Raw genomic sequence first — 15,801 nt, 5'->3', positions numbered from 1 at the left:
TTTTCCTTGGCCGACATCATTAGCCTGCTGCTGCCGTTCTTCGGCCTGATCCTGATCGGTTATGCCGCCGCCAAGGCGACGAAGCAGCCGGCCGAGGCGCTCGGCTGGCTGAACACCTTCATCATTTATGCCGCCCTGCCCGCTTTGTTCTTCAAGCTCGTCTCGCGCACGCCGATCGAAGAACTGACGCGGATCGATTTCATCGTCACCGATATCGCCGCGACATATGCGGTCTTCATCCTGCTCTTTGTTATCGGCCTTTTCGTGCGTGGCAATCCGCTTGATGAATGCACCATCCAGTCCTTTGCCGGCGCCTATGGCAATATTGGTTATATGGGGCCGGGGCTGGCGCTGCTGGCGCTCGGCGAAGGCGCTGCAGTGCCGGTGGCCCTGATCATCTGCTTCGAGAACGCGCTGCATTTCATCGTGGCGCTGGCACTGATGGCAGCCGCAGGCGACGACAAGCGTTCGGCGGGTCGGCTTGCCGCCGATATCGCCCGCAAGGTGGCGCTGCATCCCTTCATCCTGTCGACGGCGGCAGGCTTTGCGGTCGCCGCCTTCCACATCGATCAACCGCTGGCGTTCCAGCGCCTCGTCGACTACCTTGCCCAGGCAGCGGCTCCCTGCGCACTTTTTGCCATGGGCGTGACGTTGGCGCTCCGGCCGCTGAAGCGGATCCCGGCTGAAATTTCCTATATCGTGCCGGCGAAGCTGATCCTGCATCCGATCGCGGTTTTCCTGGCGCTGACTGTTATCGGCGGTTTCGAGCCGGTCTGGATCCAGGCGGCCGTGCTGCTCGCCTGCCTGCCGACGGCGACCAATGTCTTCGTCATCGGCCAGCAATATGGCGTCTGGCAGGAACGCGCCTCGGCGACGATCCTGATCACGACAGCGCTTTCGGTGGCCAGCGTTTCGCTCTGGCTGATCGCGATCCGCTCAGGCCTTCTTCCGCTTCAGCTTTTCCTTTAAGCTATCGGGAATATCGCGGAAACCCCGGCCGGGCTCGATGCCCTCGCGCATCAGGAGGTTGCGCAGCGGCGGAATGGCCGAGAGAATATGCAGGCCGGCAGCGCGCAGCATCTGAACGGGGAGGAAATCCGAGAGCAGCGAGCGGTTGAGCAGATCGACGCTCGCCGTGCGCGTCATGATGTCGGCGCGGCGACGGCGGTCGAAGCTTTCGCCGGCATCGGCCGGCAGCGGCAATTCCGCCCGGTCGCAGAGGATATCGGTGAGCGCCATGATATCGCGCAGGCTGAGGTTCAGCCCCTGCGCCCCGATCGGCGGGAAAACATGGGCGGCCTCGCCGATCAGCGCGATGCGCCCTTTGCCGAAACGATGAGCCATCATGCCAGAGAGCGGCCAGACCTGCACACCTTCCTCAACGCTCACCTTGCCCAGCATGGACTGCATCTGGGTCTCGACGAGAGAGCCCAGTTCGGCCAGCGGCAACTCCATGCGGGCGGCCGCGTCGGCCGGATCCTGCACCCAGACAAGGCTGGAGCGGCTACCCGGCAGCGGCACCTGGGTGAAAGGGCCGTGTTTGGTGTGGAATTCACTGGAGATATTTTGGTGCGGCAGCGAATGGGCGAAGTTCAGCACCATCGCCGATTGCGGGTAGGACCAGTTGCGCACGCCGATACCTGCCGCCTCGCGCAGCTTCGAGCCGCGGCCGTCGGCGCCAACGGCAAAATCGGCCGTCAGCACCTCGCCGCCGGCAAGCGTGAGCGACACTCGCTCGGCGGAGATGTCGATCGACTCGGCCATATCGGTGAAGCGGGTGACATTGCCCTCGCCGGCCGTGGCCGCTTCGAGGATATCGGTCAGCACCTTGTTGGGGAAATTGTAGCCGAAGGCGTCAAGACCGACCTCGGCGGCGCGGAAGGTGGTGGTTGGCGCGCGCAGCAGCCGGTCGGTGCCGTCGATGATTCGCATGCTGGTCAGCGGGGCTGCCGCCGACCTCAGTTTTTCCCAGAGCGTCAGGCGATCGAGGAAGCGGATCGACTGATCCATCAGCGCCGTGGTGCGCTGGTCCTCCTTTGTCGCAACAGGAGCCACCAGCGCCACGCTGCGGCCGCCGCGGCCAAGCGCAATGGCGGCGATCATGCCGGCGAGCCCGCCACCGATCACCGCGATTTCGAATGTCTTCATGCTATATTCCGCCATCGTAAAGAGGCGGGCCCGTCGCTTATGCGGCCGGCTTCGCCTGACGGCGCCAACTATAGCCCTTGCCGGCTTCGGCGTCACGCACGGCCGGCTGATAATGATGGGGAATGGCGGGCAAACGATTTTCGGCGAGCCGCTTCAGCGCCGTGGCGTTGGTCACGGCAAAGCTGTCGATGCCAACACGCAGCATCAGCGGCACCTGATCGATCAGCACGTCGCCGACGGCGCGCAGCTCGTTGCCGTAACCCAGACGCTGGCGCAGCAGCGAGGCATGGCTGAAGGCGCGGCCGTCGTTGAAGGCGGGAAAGGCAACCGCCACGATTGCAAGGCGGTCGAGGTAGGGCTCGAGCCGGCGCACGTCGTCTGCCGGCTTGATCAGCACGCCGAGGCCGACATCGTTGCTCTCGTCGGCCCTGGCGATCAGCTCGTCGAGGCCGAGCAGCGGCTTCTGCTCGCCTGTTGCCTTCACCTCATCGGTTTCGATCACCCAAGGATCGTTGTCGACAAAACCGGTTTCTCTCCAGATCTTCGTCATCATCCCCTCCTTATGCCGCTTCGGCGGCCGAGCCGTAGAGCGCATCCTTGAAAGGCTGCGGCCCGACGCGGCGATAGGCGGCGAGGAAGGTTTCGGACGGATCAAGCCGCAGGCCGAGATAGGTGTCGACGATCGTCTCGATCGCATCCGTCACCCGGTCCGGCTCGAAGCCGCGGCCGATGATTTCGCCGATCGAGGTATGTTCGTCGCCCGAACCGCCAAGCGTGATCTGGTAGAGTTCTGCGCCCTTCTTCTCGACACCGAGCAGGCCGATATGGCCGACATGGTGATGGCCGCAGGCATTGATGCAGCCGGAGATCTTGATTTTCAGCTCGCCGATCTCTGCCTGGCGCTCGGGACTGCCGAAACGGCGGGAGATTTCCTGCGCCACCGGAATGGAGCGCGCATTGGCGAGCGCGCAGTAATCCAGCCCCGGACAGGCAATGATATCAGTGATCAGGCCGGCATTGGCTTCGGCCAGTTTGATGGCGACGAGGCCGCGATAGACGGCTTCGAGATCGGCCAGCGCCACATGCGGCAGGATCAGGTTCTGCTCGTGGCTGACGCGGATCTCGTCGAAGCCATATTCCTCGGCAAGATCGGCAATCGCATCCATCTGCGCGTCAGTGGCGTCGCCCGGAATGCCGCCGATCGGCTTCAGCGAGATCGTCACCATGCCGTAATCGGGGTTCTTGTGCGGCTGCACGTTCTGCTGGACCCAGCGGGCGAAAGCCGGATCGGCCTTCTTCCAGCGGGCGAGGTTTTCCCAGCCTTCGGCGCGCTCGGGCAGATCAGGCAGCGCGAAATAGGCGGCGATTGCCTCGACATCCTTTTCCGGCAGCTTGAGCTCCGTATCCTTCAGCGAGGCGAATTCGGCTTCAATCTGGCGCGTCAGCTCCTCGGTTCCGGTTTCGTGAACGAGGATCTTGATGCGGGCCTTGTACTTGTTGTCGCGCCTTCCGTGCAGATTGTACACGCGCACGATCGCCGTGGTGTAGGAGAGCAGGTCTTCCTCGGGCAGGAAGTCGCGGATCAGCTTGGCGATCATCGGCGTGCGGCCCTGGCCGCCGCCAACATAGACGGCAAAGCCGATCTCGCCCTTGTCGTTCTTCTTCAGGTGCAGGCCGATATCATGGACCTGAATGGCGGCGCGGTCGCGCTCGGCGCCGGTCACGGCGATCTTGAACTTGCGCGGCAGGAAGGAGAATTCCGGATGAACGGACGACCACTGGCGCAGGATTTCCGCATAGGGCCTGGGATCTGCGATCTCGTCGGCGGCAGCCCCGGCGAAGTGGTCGGCAGTAACGTTTCTGATGCAGTTGCCCGAGGTCTGCAGCGCATGCATCTCGACGCTTGCCAGATCAGCCAGCGCATCGGGAATGTCAGACAGCTTCGGCCAGTTGAACTGCAGGTTCTGGCGCGTGGTGAAGTGGCCATAGCCACGGTCATAGGTGCGGGCGATGTGGGCGAGCATGCGCAGCTGGCGCGCGCTCAGCGTGCCGTAGGGAATGGCGATGCGCAGCATATAGGCATGAAGCTGCAGGTAGACGCCGTTCATCAGGCGCAGCGGCTTGAACGCATCCTCGGCAAGCTCACCGGAAAGGCGGCGCTGAACCTGGTCGCGGAACTGCTCGACGCGCTCACTGACAAAGGCATGATCAAATTCGTCGTAACGGTACATCGTCTTCCTCAGACTGCAATGAATTCGGGATCGGCAGGAGCGTAGCCCGGTGCGTATTCCATGGTCGGCCCTTGCGCGCGGATGCGCTCGCGAAGGCGAAGCGGCCACAGAATGCCATTGGTTTCCTGAACGTCGATGACGGCCACGTCAACGACCTCATTATCGGCATAGGACTTTTTGCCAATGGCTTCCAATGCTTCGACGGCTTCGTTGTGACGGGCGACAAGCGCCTCCTGCAGCGAGGTCGACCATTTGCCGTTGGCATCCAGCCAGACGGCAATGCCGTCCGTCAGCCGGTTGGCGGTCAGGACCTTGTCACCCATATTCAGCTCCTTGCAAATTCCTCAAGCCGGGCGTTCTCGCGCATCAGCGGCTCGGACAGTTCGAAATTGGCGCCGGCGACCGCATCGCCGATAATGACCATCACAGGGCCAGTCAGCTCGTCGCGGCGCTGCAGATCGGGCAGATCGGCGAGCGTGCCATGCAGCAGCCGGCGCTCGGTGCGGCTGGCATTCTCGATGACGGCAACCGTGGTCTCCGCGGGAATGCCGGCCTGCATCAGCCGCTCGGCGACCGAGGCGGCAACCGTGCGGCCCATGTAAACGGCGATCGTCGCGCCCGAGACGGCAAGGCTTGCCCAATCGGGCAGCACGTCGCCGGTGAGATCATGGCCTGTCGTGAAGACGAGCGAGGAGGCGACGCCGCGGAGCGTCAGCGGCAGCTCGAAATCGGCAGCGGCAGCGAAGGCCGAGGTGATGCCGGGCACGACCTCATAGGTGACGCCGGCGGCGCGCAACGCGGCCATCTCTTCGCCTGCCCGGCCATAGACCAGCGGATCGCCTGATTTCAGGCGGACAACGCGCTTGCCCTGGCGGCCGAGTTCGACCAGCAGTTCATTGATCTCTTCCTGCGACTTCGAATGGCAGCCCTTGCGTTTGCCGACGGAAAGCCGCTCGGCATCGCGGCGGCCCATGTCGACGATCGCCTGCGGCACCAGCGCATCATAGACGATGACGTCGGCTTCCATCATCACGCGCTGAGCGCGCAGCGTCAGCAGATCTTCAGCCCCCGGACCGGCGCCGACAAGCCAGACATGGCCGGCGACCTTGGCCACTGAACCCAGCAGCCGGTCGGCAGCGTGTCGGGCCTGCGGCAGGTTGCCGATGGCGACTGCATCGGCAACAGGGCCGGAGAAGAATCGGCGCCAGAAGACCCGGCGGGAGACGCCACGCGGAATGATCTGTTCGACCGATTTGCGATAGCTCGTCGCCAGCGCGGCCAGGCGCCCGAGTGAAGGAGAGAGAAGCTGGTCGATCTGGGCGCGGATCATCTGCGCCAGCACCGGCCCTGCCCCTTCAGAGCCGATCGCAACGGCGACCGGAGCGCGATTGACGAGCGCCGGCGTGAAGAAATCGCAGTAATCGGGCTGATCGACGGCATTGGCCGGGATCTTCGCGGCACGCGCGGCGTCGACGATGCGGCGATCTTCGGCCTCATCGCCGGTGGCGGCAAAGACCAGGGCCGCACCCTCGACCTGGCCGGCGGAAAAGCCGGCGCGCACCGTCTCGATGCGATTGGCGATCAGGAAAGCATGATAAGCGGCTTGCGGCCGGTCGGTATAGGCGACGATCCTTGCCCTTGTGTTCAAGAGCAGCCGCACCTTGGCGAAAGCCTCGTCGCCATTGCCGAAGACAGCCGTCTTCTGGCCTTCCACGCGAAAGAAGGCTGGAAATACCGAAAGCTGCTCAGTCTTGGGAGACATTACCAATCCACTTCGAAGTTGCCAGAATATGCCCGTGATCGACAAGCGATTGAAGGAACAGAAATCCGAAAGCCCCGGCAAGCGCGTATTCTTTTGCTCGCCTCATCGGCGATTTGAGAAAAGTCAACCGTGCTGACGACAACCACCTATTCCCACTCTCTTTGTTGCGGTGCAGTGTAAAGCCTGTGACAAACAACGTCCACCGGCGTTTGCCGCATTTCGCTCGTGCCGCCAAGACGATAGACTGAAAGAAAAACCGGAGACATCAATGGCTGACAAGACCATCGCCGCCCGCCTGCTTTCGGTCATCGAGGACGATATCCTGCCGCTGACTGAACGCGGCGTCTCCTTGGGCAACAAGGTGTTCGGCGCGGCGATCCTGCGCAAATCCGATCTATCGCTCGTCGTCGCCGAGACCAATAACGAGCTCGACAATCCGCTCTGGCATGGCGAGGTGCATACGCTGAAGCGCTTCTACGAGCTTGGCGACAAGCCGGCGACCAAGGAGCTGATCTTCCTGTCGACGCACGAACCCTGCACCATGTGCATGTCGGCGATCACCTGGGCGGGGTTCGACAATTTCTACTATTTCTTCAGCCACGAGGACTCGCGCGATGCCTTCGCCATTCCGCACGACCTGAAGATCCTGAAAGAGGTCTTCGGGCTTGAACCCGGCGGCTATCGCAGGCAGAACGCCTTCTGGAACAGTTTTGCCATCGCCGATCTGGTCGAGACCGAGGAGGTTTCTCGGAAAACGGCGCTGAAGGCGCAGACCGCCCGCATCAAGGCGCGCTACGACACGCTGTCTTCCACCTATCAATCGTCGAAGAGCGACAACGACATTCCCCTGAACTGAGGCCGCCAACCGAGGCAACATGGAACCTTCGAAAGATATTTCGCGACTGATCGATATCATGGCGGCGCTGCGCCATCCCGAGACCGGTTGCCCCTGGGACATCGAGCAGACCTTCGAAACGATCAAGCCCTATACGATCGAGGAAGCCTATGAGGTCTCCGACGCGATCGAGCGCGGCGATATGGACGATCTTTGCGACGAACTCGGCGACCTGTTGCTGCAGGTGGTCTTCCACGCCCGCATGGCCGAGGAAGCCGGCGAATTTTCCTTCGGCGACGTGGTCAACGCCATCACCACCAAAATGATCCGCCGCCACCCGCACGTCTTTGCCCGCTCGGCCGCCGATACACCTGATGCAGTGAAGATCCAATGGGACGAAATCAAACAGGCCGAAAAACGCGAGCGCGCCGAGCGCCGGGCCAGGCGCGGCATCACCGAGGATTTCAAGGGTGGCTTCCTTGGCTCGGTGCAGCGCAGTTTTCCGGCTCTGACCGAGGCGCTGAAGCTGCAGGAACGCGCCGCCAAAGTCGGCTTCGACTGGTCGGCCCCCGAGCCGATCCTCGACAAGATCGAGGAAGAGATCGGAGAATTAAGGGCGGCACTTCGCGACGGCGACCGCGCCAAGGTTAGCGACGAACTCGGCGACCTTATCTTCGCGGTCGTCAATATCGGCCGGCATGTCAAGGCTGACCCGGAACAGGCGCTGCGCGGTACGAACACAAAATTCCGTCGTCGCTTCAGTCATATAGAGAATGTTCTTGAAGCAGAAGGCGAGACGCTGGAGGATGCGACGCTGGAGCGGATGGAGGAAATCTGGCAGGCGGCCAAGGCGATCGAGCGGGCTGTGACGGCAGCCCCACCCTCCGTCATGCTCGGCCTTGAGCCGAGCATCCACACCGCATCCACCAGCGCCAGTGGCATGGATCCTCGGCTCAAGGCCGAGGATGACGGAGACTGAGGTTGCTTCTCGCTAAACTAGAGGCGGACTGAGGAGCAACGCATTGCCACGAGTCCCTTCTCCACAGCGGGGAGAAGATGCCGGCAGGCAGATGAGGGCGAGCGACGATAGGAGCGAGGCACCGAGCGCAAGCGAAGGGCAACAATGGATATTCTGCCGTGTGGCCCCCTCATCCGACCCTTCGGACCACCGCCTGGGGTCGAGCCGCGGGTCTCGACCCGTCCTTCGGGCCCCGCTGAGGAAAAGGGAAAAAGCCCGCCTTACCGCTCCCAATCCTCTTTAGCAGGCTTCGGGCCGTTGCCGATGCGTCGCTCGAGCTCCGCGGCCTCGGTTTCCGACAGGCGCAGATCGAGCGTGATCGAGCCGTCCTCATTGTCCGCGCGGCCGTCGACGATCGCGTGGTCGTAGAGCCAGGGCAGCAGCGCCAGCTTGTCGACGGGAAGGCGGATCGTGGTTTCGGTCATCACGCCGGAGAGCCTACGGCTGATCTCTTCCATCAGCGTGTCGACGCCCTCGCCGCTGACGGCCGACACTGCGATGACGTTACTGGCGCCGGCCGCCCTCTGCACCATGGCGTCGTGAACCTCAGGCTCCAGCCGGTCGATCTTGTTCCACACCTCGATCAGCCGCTTCTCCGCTTCGGCCTCGTCAATGCCGAGGTCGCCGAGAATGCGCATTACATCGGAGCTCTGCGCCTGGTTGTCGGGATCGGACATGTCGCGGACGTGCAGGATGAGGTCGGCTTCCAGCACCTCTTCCAGGGTGGCACGGAAGGCGGCGACGAGATGGGTCGGCAGGTCCGAGATGAAACCGACTGTGTCGGACAGAATGACGGTGCGGCCATGCGGCAGCTTCATGCGGCGCAGCGTCGGGTCGAGCGTGGCAAAGAGCATGTCTTCGGCCAGCACGCCGGCGCCGGTAATGCGGTTGAAGAGAGTCGATTTGCCGGCATTGGTGTAACCGACGAGCGCCACGATCGGATGCGGCACCTTGCGTCGCTTCGCCCTGTGCAGCTGGCGGGTGCGCACGACCTGCTCCAGCTCGCGTTCGAGCTTAATGATGCGGTCCTGCAGCAGCCGCCGGTCGGCTTCGATCTGGGTTTCGCCGGGGCCACCCATGAAACCGCCACCGCCGCGCTGGCGTTCGAGGTGGGTCCAGCTGCGGACCAGCCGGCCCTTCTGATAATTCAGATGGGCCAGATCGACCTGCAGCGTGCCTTCCTTGGTGGAGGCGCGGCGCCCGAAGATTTCGAGGATCAGGCCCGTGCGGTCGATAACCTTGGCGTTCCATTCCTTTTCAAGATTGCGCTGCTGTACCGGCGTCAGCGGATGATCGACGATGACGAGACCGGAATCGCGCTCATCCAGCAGCGCCTTGATCTCCTCGATCTTGCCGGTGCCGAGCAGCGTCGCCGGTCTCGGATCGTTGACCGGGACGATAGATCCGTTGACGACGTCGAGGTCGATCGCCTGGGCAAGGCCCGTCGCCTCTTCCAGCCGGCTTTCCGGGGTGCGGGTCGAGGCCGATTCGGTCTGGCCGCCGCGGTTGCGCGATTTCAGAACCGGCACGACGACGGTCGCGCGCATATCGTCCCTGTGCTTGGCGGCCTCAGGGATGATCGAATCGTTCTTGGTATCGCGTGTCGAAATGACGGCTGATCCTGTTAGGACGCGGCTTCTTCACTCTCGAACATCTGCATCGGCTGACCGGGCATGATCGTCGAGATCGCATGTTTATACACGAGCTGCGAATGGCCGTCACGGCGAAGCAGAACACAGAAATTATCGAAGGAAGTAACAACGCCGGTGAGTTTCACGCCGTTGATCAGAAAGATTGTCAGGGAAATCTTTTGCTTGCGAACAGTATTGAGAAATAAGTCCTGCAGATTCTGAGAACGTTCCGCCATCGCGCCGCTTCTTTCTTTATTGCCGACCCGAGTTGGCCGGTAGAATATCAATCAACCTCTCCATGCAAGACCGGCAGCACCCTCGTTCCCCCAGTCCAGCAAATCTTGGTATCAAATCGCAATCTTTTCCGCAACGTCGAAAAAGGCTTCGCGGATTTTCTGCGAGACACTGCCCGGATGGCCGTTGGCAATAGGCAGGCCATCGACGGAAACGACTGGAAAACAGATGCTTGTGGCTGCAGTGAGGAAGACCTCGCGGGCCGCGAGCATTTCGGAAACAGAGAAATTCCGCTCTGCGATCGGCAATCCGAGCTTGGCCGCGACATCGATCAAAGTGGTGCGGGTGATGCCCCGCAGGATGCCGTGTTCGGCCGGCCGAGTTATCAGCGTTCCATCCGAATCGACCATCCAGACATTGGTCGCCGCCCCTTCTTTTACCATGCCGTCGCCGTCGACATAGATCGCCTCCTGAGCGCCGGCTTCCTTGGCCTGCTGGCGGGCCATGGCATTCGGCAACAGGCCGACGGATTTGATGTCAACGCGGCCCCAGCGGTTGTCGGTGACAGTAATCGCCTTGATGCCGTTGGCATTCTTGGCGGCGATGATCTTCGGATCGGTGCTCTTGGCGGTGATGACGAGCGAGGGCGGCGTGCCCTCGGCCGGGAAGACATGGTCGCGGCGAGCGACACCGCGCGTCACCTGCAGGTAGAAGAGCCCGTTGCGGACATGGTTGCGGCGCAGCGTCTCGCGAATAACCTGCGTCAGCGCGGCCCGGCTCATCGGCCAGGCGATGCTGAGTTCCCCGAGCGAACGGTCGAGACGGTTCAGATGGCGGGTAAGGTCGACGATATAGCCGTGGCGGATCTCGCAGACCTCATAGACGCCGTCGGCGAATTGATAGCCGCGGTCCTCGATATGCACGCTGGCATCGGAATGCTTGACGTAACGGCCATTCACATAAGCGATTCGCGGCATGGGAAACTGATCTTCTGGCAAGCGATAGAGGGATACGGCGCGGCCTCTGCCGCGCCTGCTAGATCAAATAGTCGAGCATGATGTTGCCCGAAAACCGCTGACACTTTTCGGCATCATGCTCTAGACACCAAGCGATTTCAGCTTGCGGTGCAGCGCGGAGCGCTCCATGCCGACGAACTCGGCGGTGCGCGAGATATTGCCGCCGAAGCGGTTGATCTGGGCGATCAGATAATCCTTCTCGAACATCTCGCGGGCTTCGCGCAGCGGCAGCGTCATGATGTGGTAATCGTTCTTGGCCGAAACCTTGGGCAGCATGTCGCCGAGGTCGGTCGGCAGCATGTCGGCGGTGATCGGCGTATCGGGGCCGTCGGTGCGGGCAAGGATCATCAGCCGCTCGATATTGTTGCGCAACTGGCGGATGTTGCCCGGCCAGTCATGCGCCTGCAGCACCGCCATGGCATCGTCGCCGATGCGGCGCGGACGAATGCCGGCCTGCTCGGAAATCTGGCGCATCAGCTGATCGACGAGGAAGGGAATGTCCTCGCGCCGCTCGGCAAGCTGCGGTACGCGCACCGGCACGACGGCCAGGCGATGATAGAGATCCTCGCGGAACCAGCCTTCAGCAATGCGGCTTTCGAGATTATAGGCGGTCGAGGAAATGATGCGGACGTCGACCTTGACGCGCTTGGATCCGCCGACCCGCTCGAACTGCTGATCGACGAGCACGCGCAGGATCTTGTTCTGGGTCTCGCGCGGCATCTCGCCGACCTCGTCGAGATAGAGGATGCCGCGATGGGCCTCCTCGAGTGCGCCGATCTTGCGCGCCTGGCCGGGCGTGCCCTCGGTGCCGAAGAGCGCCACTTCCATGCGATCGGGCGTGATGTTGGCGGCGTTGAGCGCGACAAACGGGCCGTTGGCGCGGGCCGACTTTTTGTGGATCATTCGCGCTACCAGCTCCTTGCCGGAACCGGACGCGCCGAGGATCATGATGCGGCTGTTGGTCGGCGACACCTTCTCGATCGTCTGGCGCAGCTGCGAGACGGCGACCGAGGTGCCGATCAGCTCCAGGGCGTCGCCGGTGCGCCGCTTCAGCTCGGAAACCTCGCGCTTGAGCTTCGAATTTTCCAGAGCGCGTTCGGCGATCAGGATCAGCCGGTCGGCCTTGAAGGGCTTTTCGATGAAATCGAAAGCACCGCGCTTGATTGCCGAGACCGCGGTTTCGATGTTGCCGTGGCCTGAGATCATCACGACGGGGAGATCGGGATGACGGGTCTTGATCTCGTCGAGCAGCGATAGGCCGTCCAGCTTGCTGCCCTGCATCCAGATATCGAGGAAGATCAGCCGCGGCACGCGATCTGATATCGCCGCCAGTGCGCTGTCGCTGTCATGGGCCGTGCGTGTCTCATGGCCCTCGTCGGAGAGAATGCCGGAAACGATCTCGCGAATATCGTGCTCGTCATCGACGACGAGAATATCAGAGGCCATAAGCGCTTTCCTTGTCATTGGCTGCGGGAGCGGCGGGCGCTGGCTCCAGGCGTGGCAGATGCACCCGGATCATGGCCCCTCTTCCCCGGTCAAAATCGGCGGGCGCATCGTGCAGCTCGAGCTGCCCGCCATGTTCCTCGATGATCTTCTTGACGATGGCGAGGCCGAGCCCGGTGCCCTTCTCGCGCATCGTCATATAGGGTTCCAGGATGCTGTGACGGTTTTCCACCGGCAGGCCGCGGCCATTGTCGATGACGTCGACGGTGAAACGGTCGCGGGCCGCATCGAGCGCGGCGCGCACGAGGACCTTGCGCTCGTCGCGCTCGTCGCTCGGAACGGCTTCCAGCGATTCCACGGCATTCTTGATGAGGTTTCCGAAAGCCTGGCCGAGCATGCGACTGTCGAACAGGCCCTCCAGCGGCTTATCGCCGAACTCCGAGAGGAAGGTGACATGATGATTGCCCATCTCGCGCAGGAAGATCGCGTCGCGCAGGATGTCGCGCAGGTCGCTCGGCTCCTTGGTTGGCTTCGGCATGCGGGCGAAAGCGGAGAATTCGTCGACCATACGGCCGATATCGCCGACCTGGCGGATGATCGTATCGGTGCACTGATCGAAGACGGTGCGGTCGTCCTGGTTGATCTGCTTGCCATAGCGGCGCTGGATGCGCTCGGCGGACAGCTGGATCGGCGTCAGCGGATTCTTGATCTCGTGGGCAATGCGCCTCGCCACGTCGCCCCAGGCCGTTGAGCGCTGGGCGATGACGAGATCGGTGATATCGTCGAGGGTGATCACGTAGGATTCGCTCATATCGCGCACTTCCTCGCGGGTGACCTGCACGCTCAGCGTTCTCACCGTGCCGCCGCGCACCAGGGCGATCTGCTTGCGGAAATCGCCGCGATGGCGCACCGCCGCCTCGGTCAGCACCTGATCGACCTCGGGCGCGATGTCGGCCAGCTGCTTGCCGAGCATCTCTTCGGCCGACAGCGCCATCAGCGTTTCGGCCGAGCTGTTGACGATGGCGATGCGGCGATCCTGTTCGACGCCGATGACGGCGGCGGTAACGCCGGACAAAACCGCTTCGATGAAGCGCCGGCGGTCGTCGACCTCGTCCTTGGCCTCGAGGATCTCGTCGCGCTGGGTGCGGATTTCCGAGATCATCTTGTTGAAGGTGCGCGACAGATTGGCGACGTCGCCATCGACGGCATGCACCGGCACGACGATATCCATATTGCCCGATGCAACGCTGTCGGCCGCGGTGATCAGCAGGCGGATCGGCCGGACGATGCGGTCGGCGACGGCAATTGCCGTCCAGATCGCCGCAAGCAGCACGATCAGCGCGAAGCCGATATAGAGCACGGCGAAGGCGATCTGCAGCGAGAAGCGGTTGGCCTCCATCGAGCGATATTCGGTGGCATTTTCCTCCATCATGCGCATGGCGCCCATGACCTTGGGATCGACCGCGCGCACCGTATAGAGAAACGTGCCCTGGATGGCATCGAGCTTGATGATGGCGCCGACGAGGTTGGTGACGCCGGGCGGGATCAGCGTCGGCTGTCCGGCCGCCGCCTTTTGTAACGCGTCCTGCGGAATGGCTGGCAAAGGCTTTTCCGTGGCGATATCAGCCTGGACGACCACCGAACCGTCGCTTTCGACGAGGAAGGCGCCGAGCAGGCCGCGGCCCCTTGCCTGGCGCGTCATCAGTTCGGCGAATCCCGTCCTGTCGAGACTGTAGAGAGCGCGGTTGCGCTCCAGGTCGTTGGCCATGGAGACCGTCTGCCCCTGCAGGTAGCTGGCGTTCTCCATCATATAGGCCTGGCCGATATTGCGCGACGAACTGACGATCGACTGGGTGCGCAGCGCAAACCAGCGATCGAGGCCGGCATTCAGCGTGATGCTGGCGAAGATGGCGACGAGAATCGCGGGCGTGATCGCGACGATCGAGAAGAGCACGACGATACGGATGTGCAGGCGCGCGGCCGCCCGGCCCCGTGTGCGCGCCTTGAGCAGCCTTGCCACCTCGCGGGCGATCAGCGCCAGCAGCGTCAGGACGAAGAAGGAATTGACGATCACCGAAGTGACCACGACATGAGAGGTCGGCGCGATCGGCGTCAGGCCGAGCAGTATGAAGAGTGTGATCGTGGCGCAGAGCAGCGCGCCGCCGGCGAGCACGAGGCCAGGCACGGCGAAAAGGGCGCGGCGATCGGTCACCGTCGTCACCGTCTCGCCCGCCGCCGCCGGCGCTGCCCCATCCTGCGTCATTCAGCCTCTCTTCAGACGGCACCCCGCCGTCCCGCCACCCGATCCAAACCAAAGAACGCCGGCTCCGCAGAGCCAGCGTCGGAACAACTCGATCGGGAGCGAAATGTCCAAAACCCTTGCGTGACCTTTAAGCAACGCATTGTGGCGAAAATGCAACGCGGCTTATCACGTTGTCAAGGCAAGGCACCCGCAGCGTCACAGTTTTGGCGACTCACCTAGAAGCGACGCGGCCCCTCGGGTTTGTTTCCGGCAATCGCATCGATGCGCTCCAACACATCGGCCGTGAGCTTGTGCCTGTGCGAAAGCGCCGCGAGATTATCCTGCAGCTGGCTGGCGCGCGAGGCCCCGAGAATAACGGTCGAAACGTGGGGATTGGCGAGGCACCACAAAAGCGCGAGATGGGTGATCGACAATCCGATTTCGTCGGCGAGTTTTGCGAGTTCGCCGACCTGTCGGAGCTGAGCGCGGCCGGCATCGCTCGACCATTTCTCCTTCAGCCATTCATAGCCGGGCAGATTCATGCGGCTGTCGGCCGGCACGCCGTTATTGTATTTGCCGGTGAGGACGCCGGAGGCGAGCGGCGACCAGATGGTGGTGCCGAGGCCGATCAGGTCGTAGAGCGGGAGATAATCGGCCTCGACCTTCTGGCGTTCGAAGATGTTGTATTGCGGCTGCTCCATGGTGGGGGGCGTGATGCGCAGGTCCCGCGCAACGGCGTAGGCTTCGGTCAACTGCTGGGCGGACCATTCCGACGTCCCCCAATAGAGCACCTTGCCGTGGGCGACGAGATCGTGCATGGCCCGGACCGTTTCCTCGATCGGCGTGTCGATATCAGGACGGTGGCAGAAATAGAGGTCGAGGTAATCGACCTGAAGCCGCTTGAGTGCCGCATGGCAGGCATCGGTCACATGCTTGCGCGACAGGCCGCGCTGCGTCGGCTTCTCGCCTCCCCAGAAGACCTTGCTCGAGACGATAAAGCTGTCCCGGCTCCAGCCAAGCGACTTGAGCGCCTCGCCCATGACGATCTCCGACTTGCCGCTTTCATAGCCTTCGGCATTGTCGAAGAAGTTCACCCCATTGTCGTAGGCAAGCCGCATGAGGTCGACGGCGTCGCCGCCATTCACCTGCTTGCCGAAAGTGACCCATGAGCCGAAGGAGAACTCGCTCACCTTCAAGCCCGATTTTCCCAAACGACGATATTCCATCACGCAGCTCCCGCG

13 protein-coding genes and 1 pseudogene are annotated in these 15,801 nt (G+C 62.7%); 3 read left to right on the top strand and 11 right to left on the bottom strand.

Annotation, left to right across the window (positions count from 1 at the left end; genetic code table 11):
* Positions 1-6 precede the first annotated feature (6 nt).
* Positions 7-969, top strand: a complete 963-nt coding sequence (locus AC13QO_RS13700) for an AEC family transporter (protein ID WP_488540876.1) — start codon at positions 7-9, stop codon at positions 967-969.
* On the opposite strand, the gene AC13QO_RS13695 is transcribed toward AC13QO_RS13700, so the two are convergent.
* Genes AC13QO_RS13695 through cysG form a run of 5 tightly spaced genes read right to left on the bottom strand, consistent with a single transcriptional unit; the run spans position 937 to position 6,141 of the window.
* Positions 937-2,148 (bottom strand): UbiH/UbiF family hydroxylase, encoded by a 1,212-nt coding sequence (locus tag AC13QO_RS13695; protein WP_285195475.1) that lies wholly within the window; start codon positions 2,146-2,148, stop codon positions 937-939. The two genes, AC13QO_RS13700 and AC13QO_RS13695, sit on opposite strands and share 33 nt — an antisense overlap.
* A 37-nt stretch (positions 2,149-2,185) precedes the next feature.
* Complete coding sequence (locus AC13QO_RS13690) at positions 2,186-2,698, bottom strand: DUF934 domain-containing protein (protein WP_085778081.1); 513 nt, start codon at positions 2,696-2,698, stop codon at positions 2,186-2,188.
* 10 nt (positions 2,699-2,708) lie between these two features.
* Complete coding sequence (locus AC13QO_RS13685) at positions 2,709-4,379, bottom strand: nitrite/sulfite reductase (protein WP_488540875.1); 1,671 nt, start codon at positions 4,377-4,379, stop codon at positions 2,709-2,711.
* 8 nt (positions 4,380-4,387) lie between these two features.
* Complete coding sequence (locus AC13QO_RS13680) at positions 4,388-4,702, bottom strand: DUF2849 domain-containing protein (protein WP_221113323.1); 315 nt, start codon at positions 4,700-4,702, stop codon at positions 4,388-4,390.
* A 2-nt stretch (positions 4,703-4,704) separates the two neighbouring features.
* Positions 4,705-6,141 (bottom strand): siroheme synthase CysG, encoded by a 1,437-nt coding sequence (cysG, locus tag AC13QO_RS13675; protein ID WP_488540874.1) that lies wholly within the window; start codon positions 6,139-6,141, stop codon positions 4,705-4,707.
* 268 nt (positions 6,142-6,409) lie between these two features.
* On the opposite strand from cysG, the gene AC13QO_RS13670 reads away from it, so the two are divergent.
* Positions 6,410-6,997, top strand: a complete 588-nt coding sequence (locus AC13QO_RS13670) for a deaminase (RefSeq protein WP_434713055.1) — start codon at positions 6,410-6,412, stop codon at positions 6,995-6,997.
* Between the two features lie 19 nt (positions 6,998-7,016).
* Positions 7,017-7,850 (top strand): annotated as a pseudogene (gene mazG, locus AC13QO_RS13665) (nucleoside triphosphate pyrophosphohydrolase); the annotation flags it as partial.
* Between the two features lie 365 nt (positions 7,851-8,215).
* On the opposite strand, the gene hflX reads toward mazG, so the two are convergent.
* From hflX to AC13QO_RS13635, 6 genes are all read right to left on the bottom strand, one after another.
* Positions 8,216-9,541 carry a GTPase HflX gene (gene hflX / locus AC13QO_RS13660; protein WP_488540873.1) on the bottom strand — a complete coding sequence of 442 codons (1,326 nt, stop codon included), beginning with the start codon at positions 9,539-9,541 and terminating at the stop codon, positions 8,216-8,218.
* Positions 9,542-9,618: 77 nt separating this feature from the next.
* Positions 9,619-9,861: an RNA chaperone Hfq gene (gene hfq / locus AC13QO_RS13655; RefSeq protein ID WP_003539403.1), complete on the bottom strand. Its 243-nt coding sequence runs from the start codon at positions 9,859-9,861 to the stop codon at positions 9,619-9,621.
* A gap of 111 nt (positions 9,862-9,972) precedes the next feature.
* Entirely contained in the window at positions 9,973-10,836 is an 864-nt protein-coding gene (locus AC13QO_RS13650; protein WP_488540872.1) for a D-amino-acid transaminase, read from the bottom strand.
* 120 nt (positions 10,837-10,956) lie between these two features.
* Positions 10,957-12,321 carry a nitrogen assimilation response regulator NtrX gene (gene ntrX, locus AC13QO_RS13645; RefSeq protein ID WP_011425228.1) on the bottom strand — a complete coding sequence of 455 codons (1,365 nt, stop codon included), beginning with the start codon at positions 12,319-12,321 and terminating at the stop codon, positions 10,957-10,959.
* On the bottom strand, positions 12,311-14,581 hold the full coding sequence (locus tag AC13QO_RS13640) for a sensor histidine kinase NtrY-like (protein WP_488540871.1): 2,271 nt from the start codon (positions 14,579-14,581) through the stop codon (positions 12,311-12,313). The genes ntrX and AC13QO_RS13640 overlap by 11 nt, the downstream gene beginning before the upstream one ends.
* A gap of 215 nt (positions 14,582-14,796) precedes the next feature.
* Positions 14,797-15,786: a potassium channel beta subunit family protein gene (locus tag AC13QO_RS13635; RefSeq protein WP_488540870.1), complete on the bottom strand. Its 990-nt coding sequence runs from the start codon at positions 15,784-15,786 to the stop codon at positions 14,797-14,799.
* Positions 15,787-15,801: the final 15 nt, after the last annotated feature.

It is taken from the genome of Rhizobium sp. CNPSo 3670 (genome assembly GCF_057784555.1).
This window is presented reverse-complemented; position numbering and strand designations above follow the sequence as displayed.

Coding starts and splice junctions, on each gene's coding strand:
- AC13QO_RS13695 (WP_285195475.1), bottom strand. CDS start 2,148: ATGAAGACATTCGAAATCGCGGTGATCGGTGGCGGGCTCGCCGGCATG.
- AC13QO_RS13690 (WP_085778081.1), bottom strand. CDS start 2,698: ATGACGAAGATCTGGAGAGAAACCGGTTTTGTCGACAACGATCCTTGG.
- AC13QO_RS13685 (WP_488540875.1), bottom strand. CDS start 4,379: ATGTACCGTTACGACGAATTTGATCATGCCTTTGTCAGTGAGCGCGTC.
- AC13QO_RS13680 (WP_221113323.1), bottom strand. CDS start 4,702: ATGGGTGACAAGGTCCTGACCGCCAACCGGCTGACGGACGGCATTGCC.
- cysG (WP_488540874.1), bottom strand. CDS start 6,141: ATGTCTCCCAAGACTGAGCAGCTTTCGGTATTTCCAGCCTTCTTTCGC.
- AC13QO_RS13670 (WP_434713055.1), top strand. CDS start 6,410: ATGGCTGACAAGACCATCGCCGCCCGCCTGCTTTCGGTCATCGAGGAC.
- hflX (WP_488540873.1), bottom strand. CDS start 9,541: ATGCGCGCGACCGTCGTCGTGCCGGTTCTGAAATCGCGCAACCGCGGC.
- hfq (WP_003539403.1), bottom strand. CDS start 9,861: ATGGCGGAACGTTCTCAGAATCTGCAGGACTTATTTCTCAATACTGTT.
- AC13QO_RS13650 (WP_488540872.1), bottom strand. CDS start 10,836: ATGCCGCGAATCGCTTATGTGAATGGCCGTTACGTCAAGCATTCCGAT.
- ntrX (WP_011425228.1), bottom strand. CDS start 12,321: ATGGCCTCTGATATTCTCGTCGTCGATGACGAGCACGATATTCGCGAG.
- AC13QO_RS13640 (WP_488540871.1), bottom strand. CDS start 14,581: ATGACGCAGGATGGGGCAGCGCCGGCGGCGGCGGGCGAGACGGTGACG.
- AC13QO_RS13635 (WP_488540870.1), bottom strand. CDS start 15,786: ATGGAATATCGTCGTTTGGGAAAATCGGGCTTGAAGGTGAGCGAGTTC.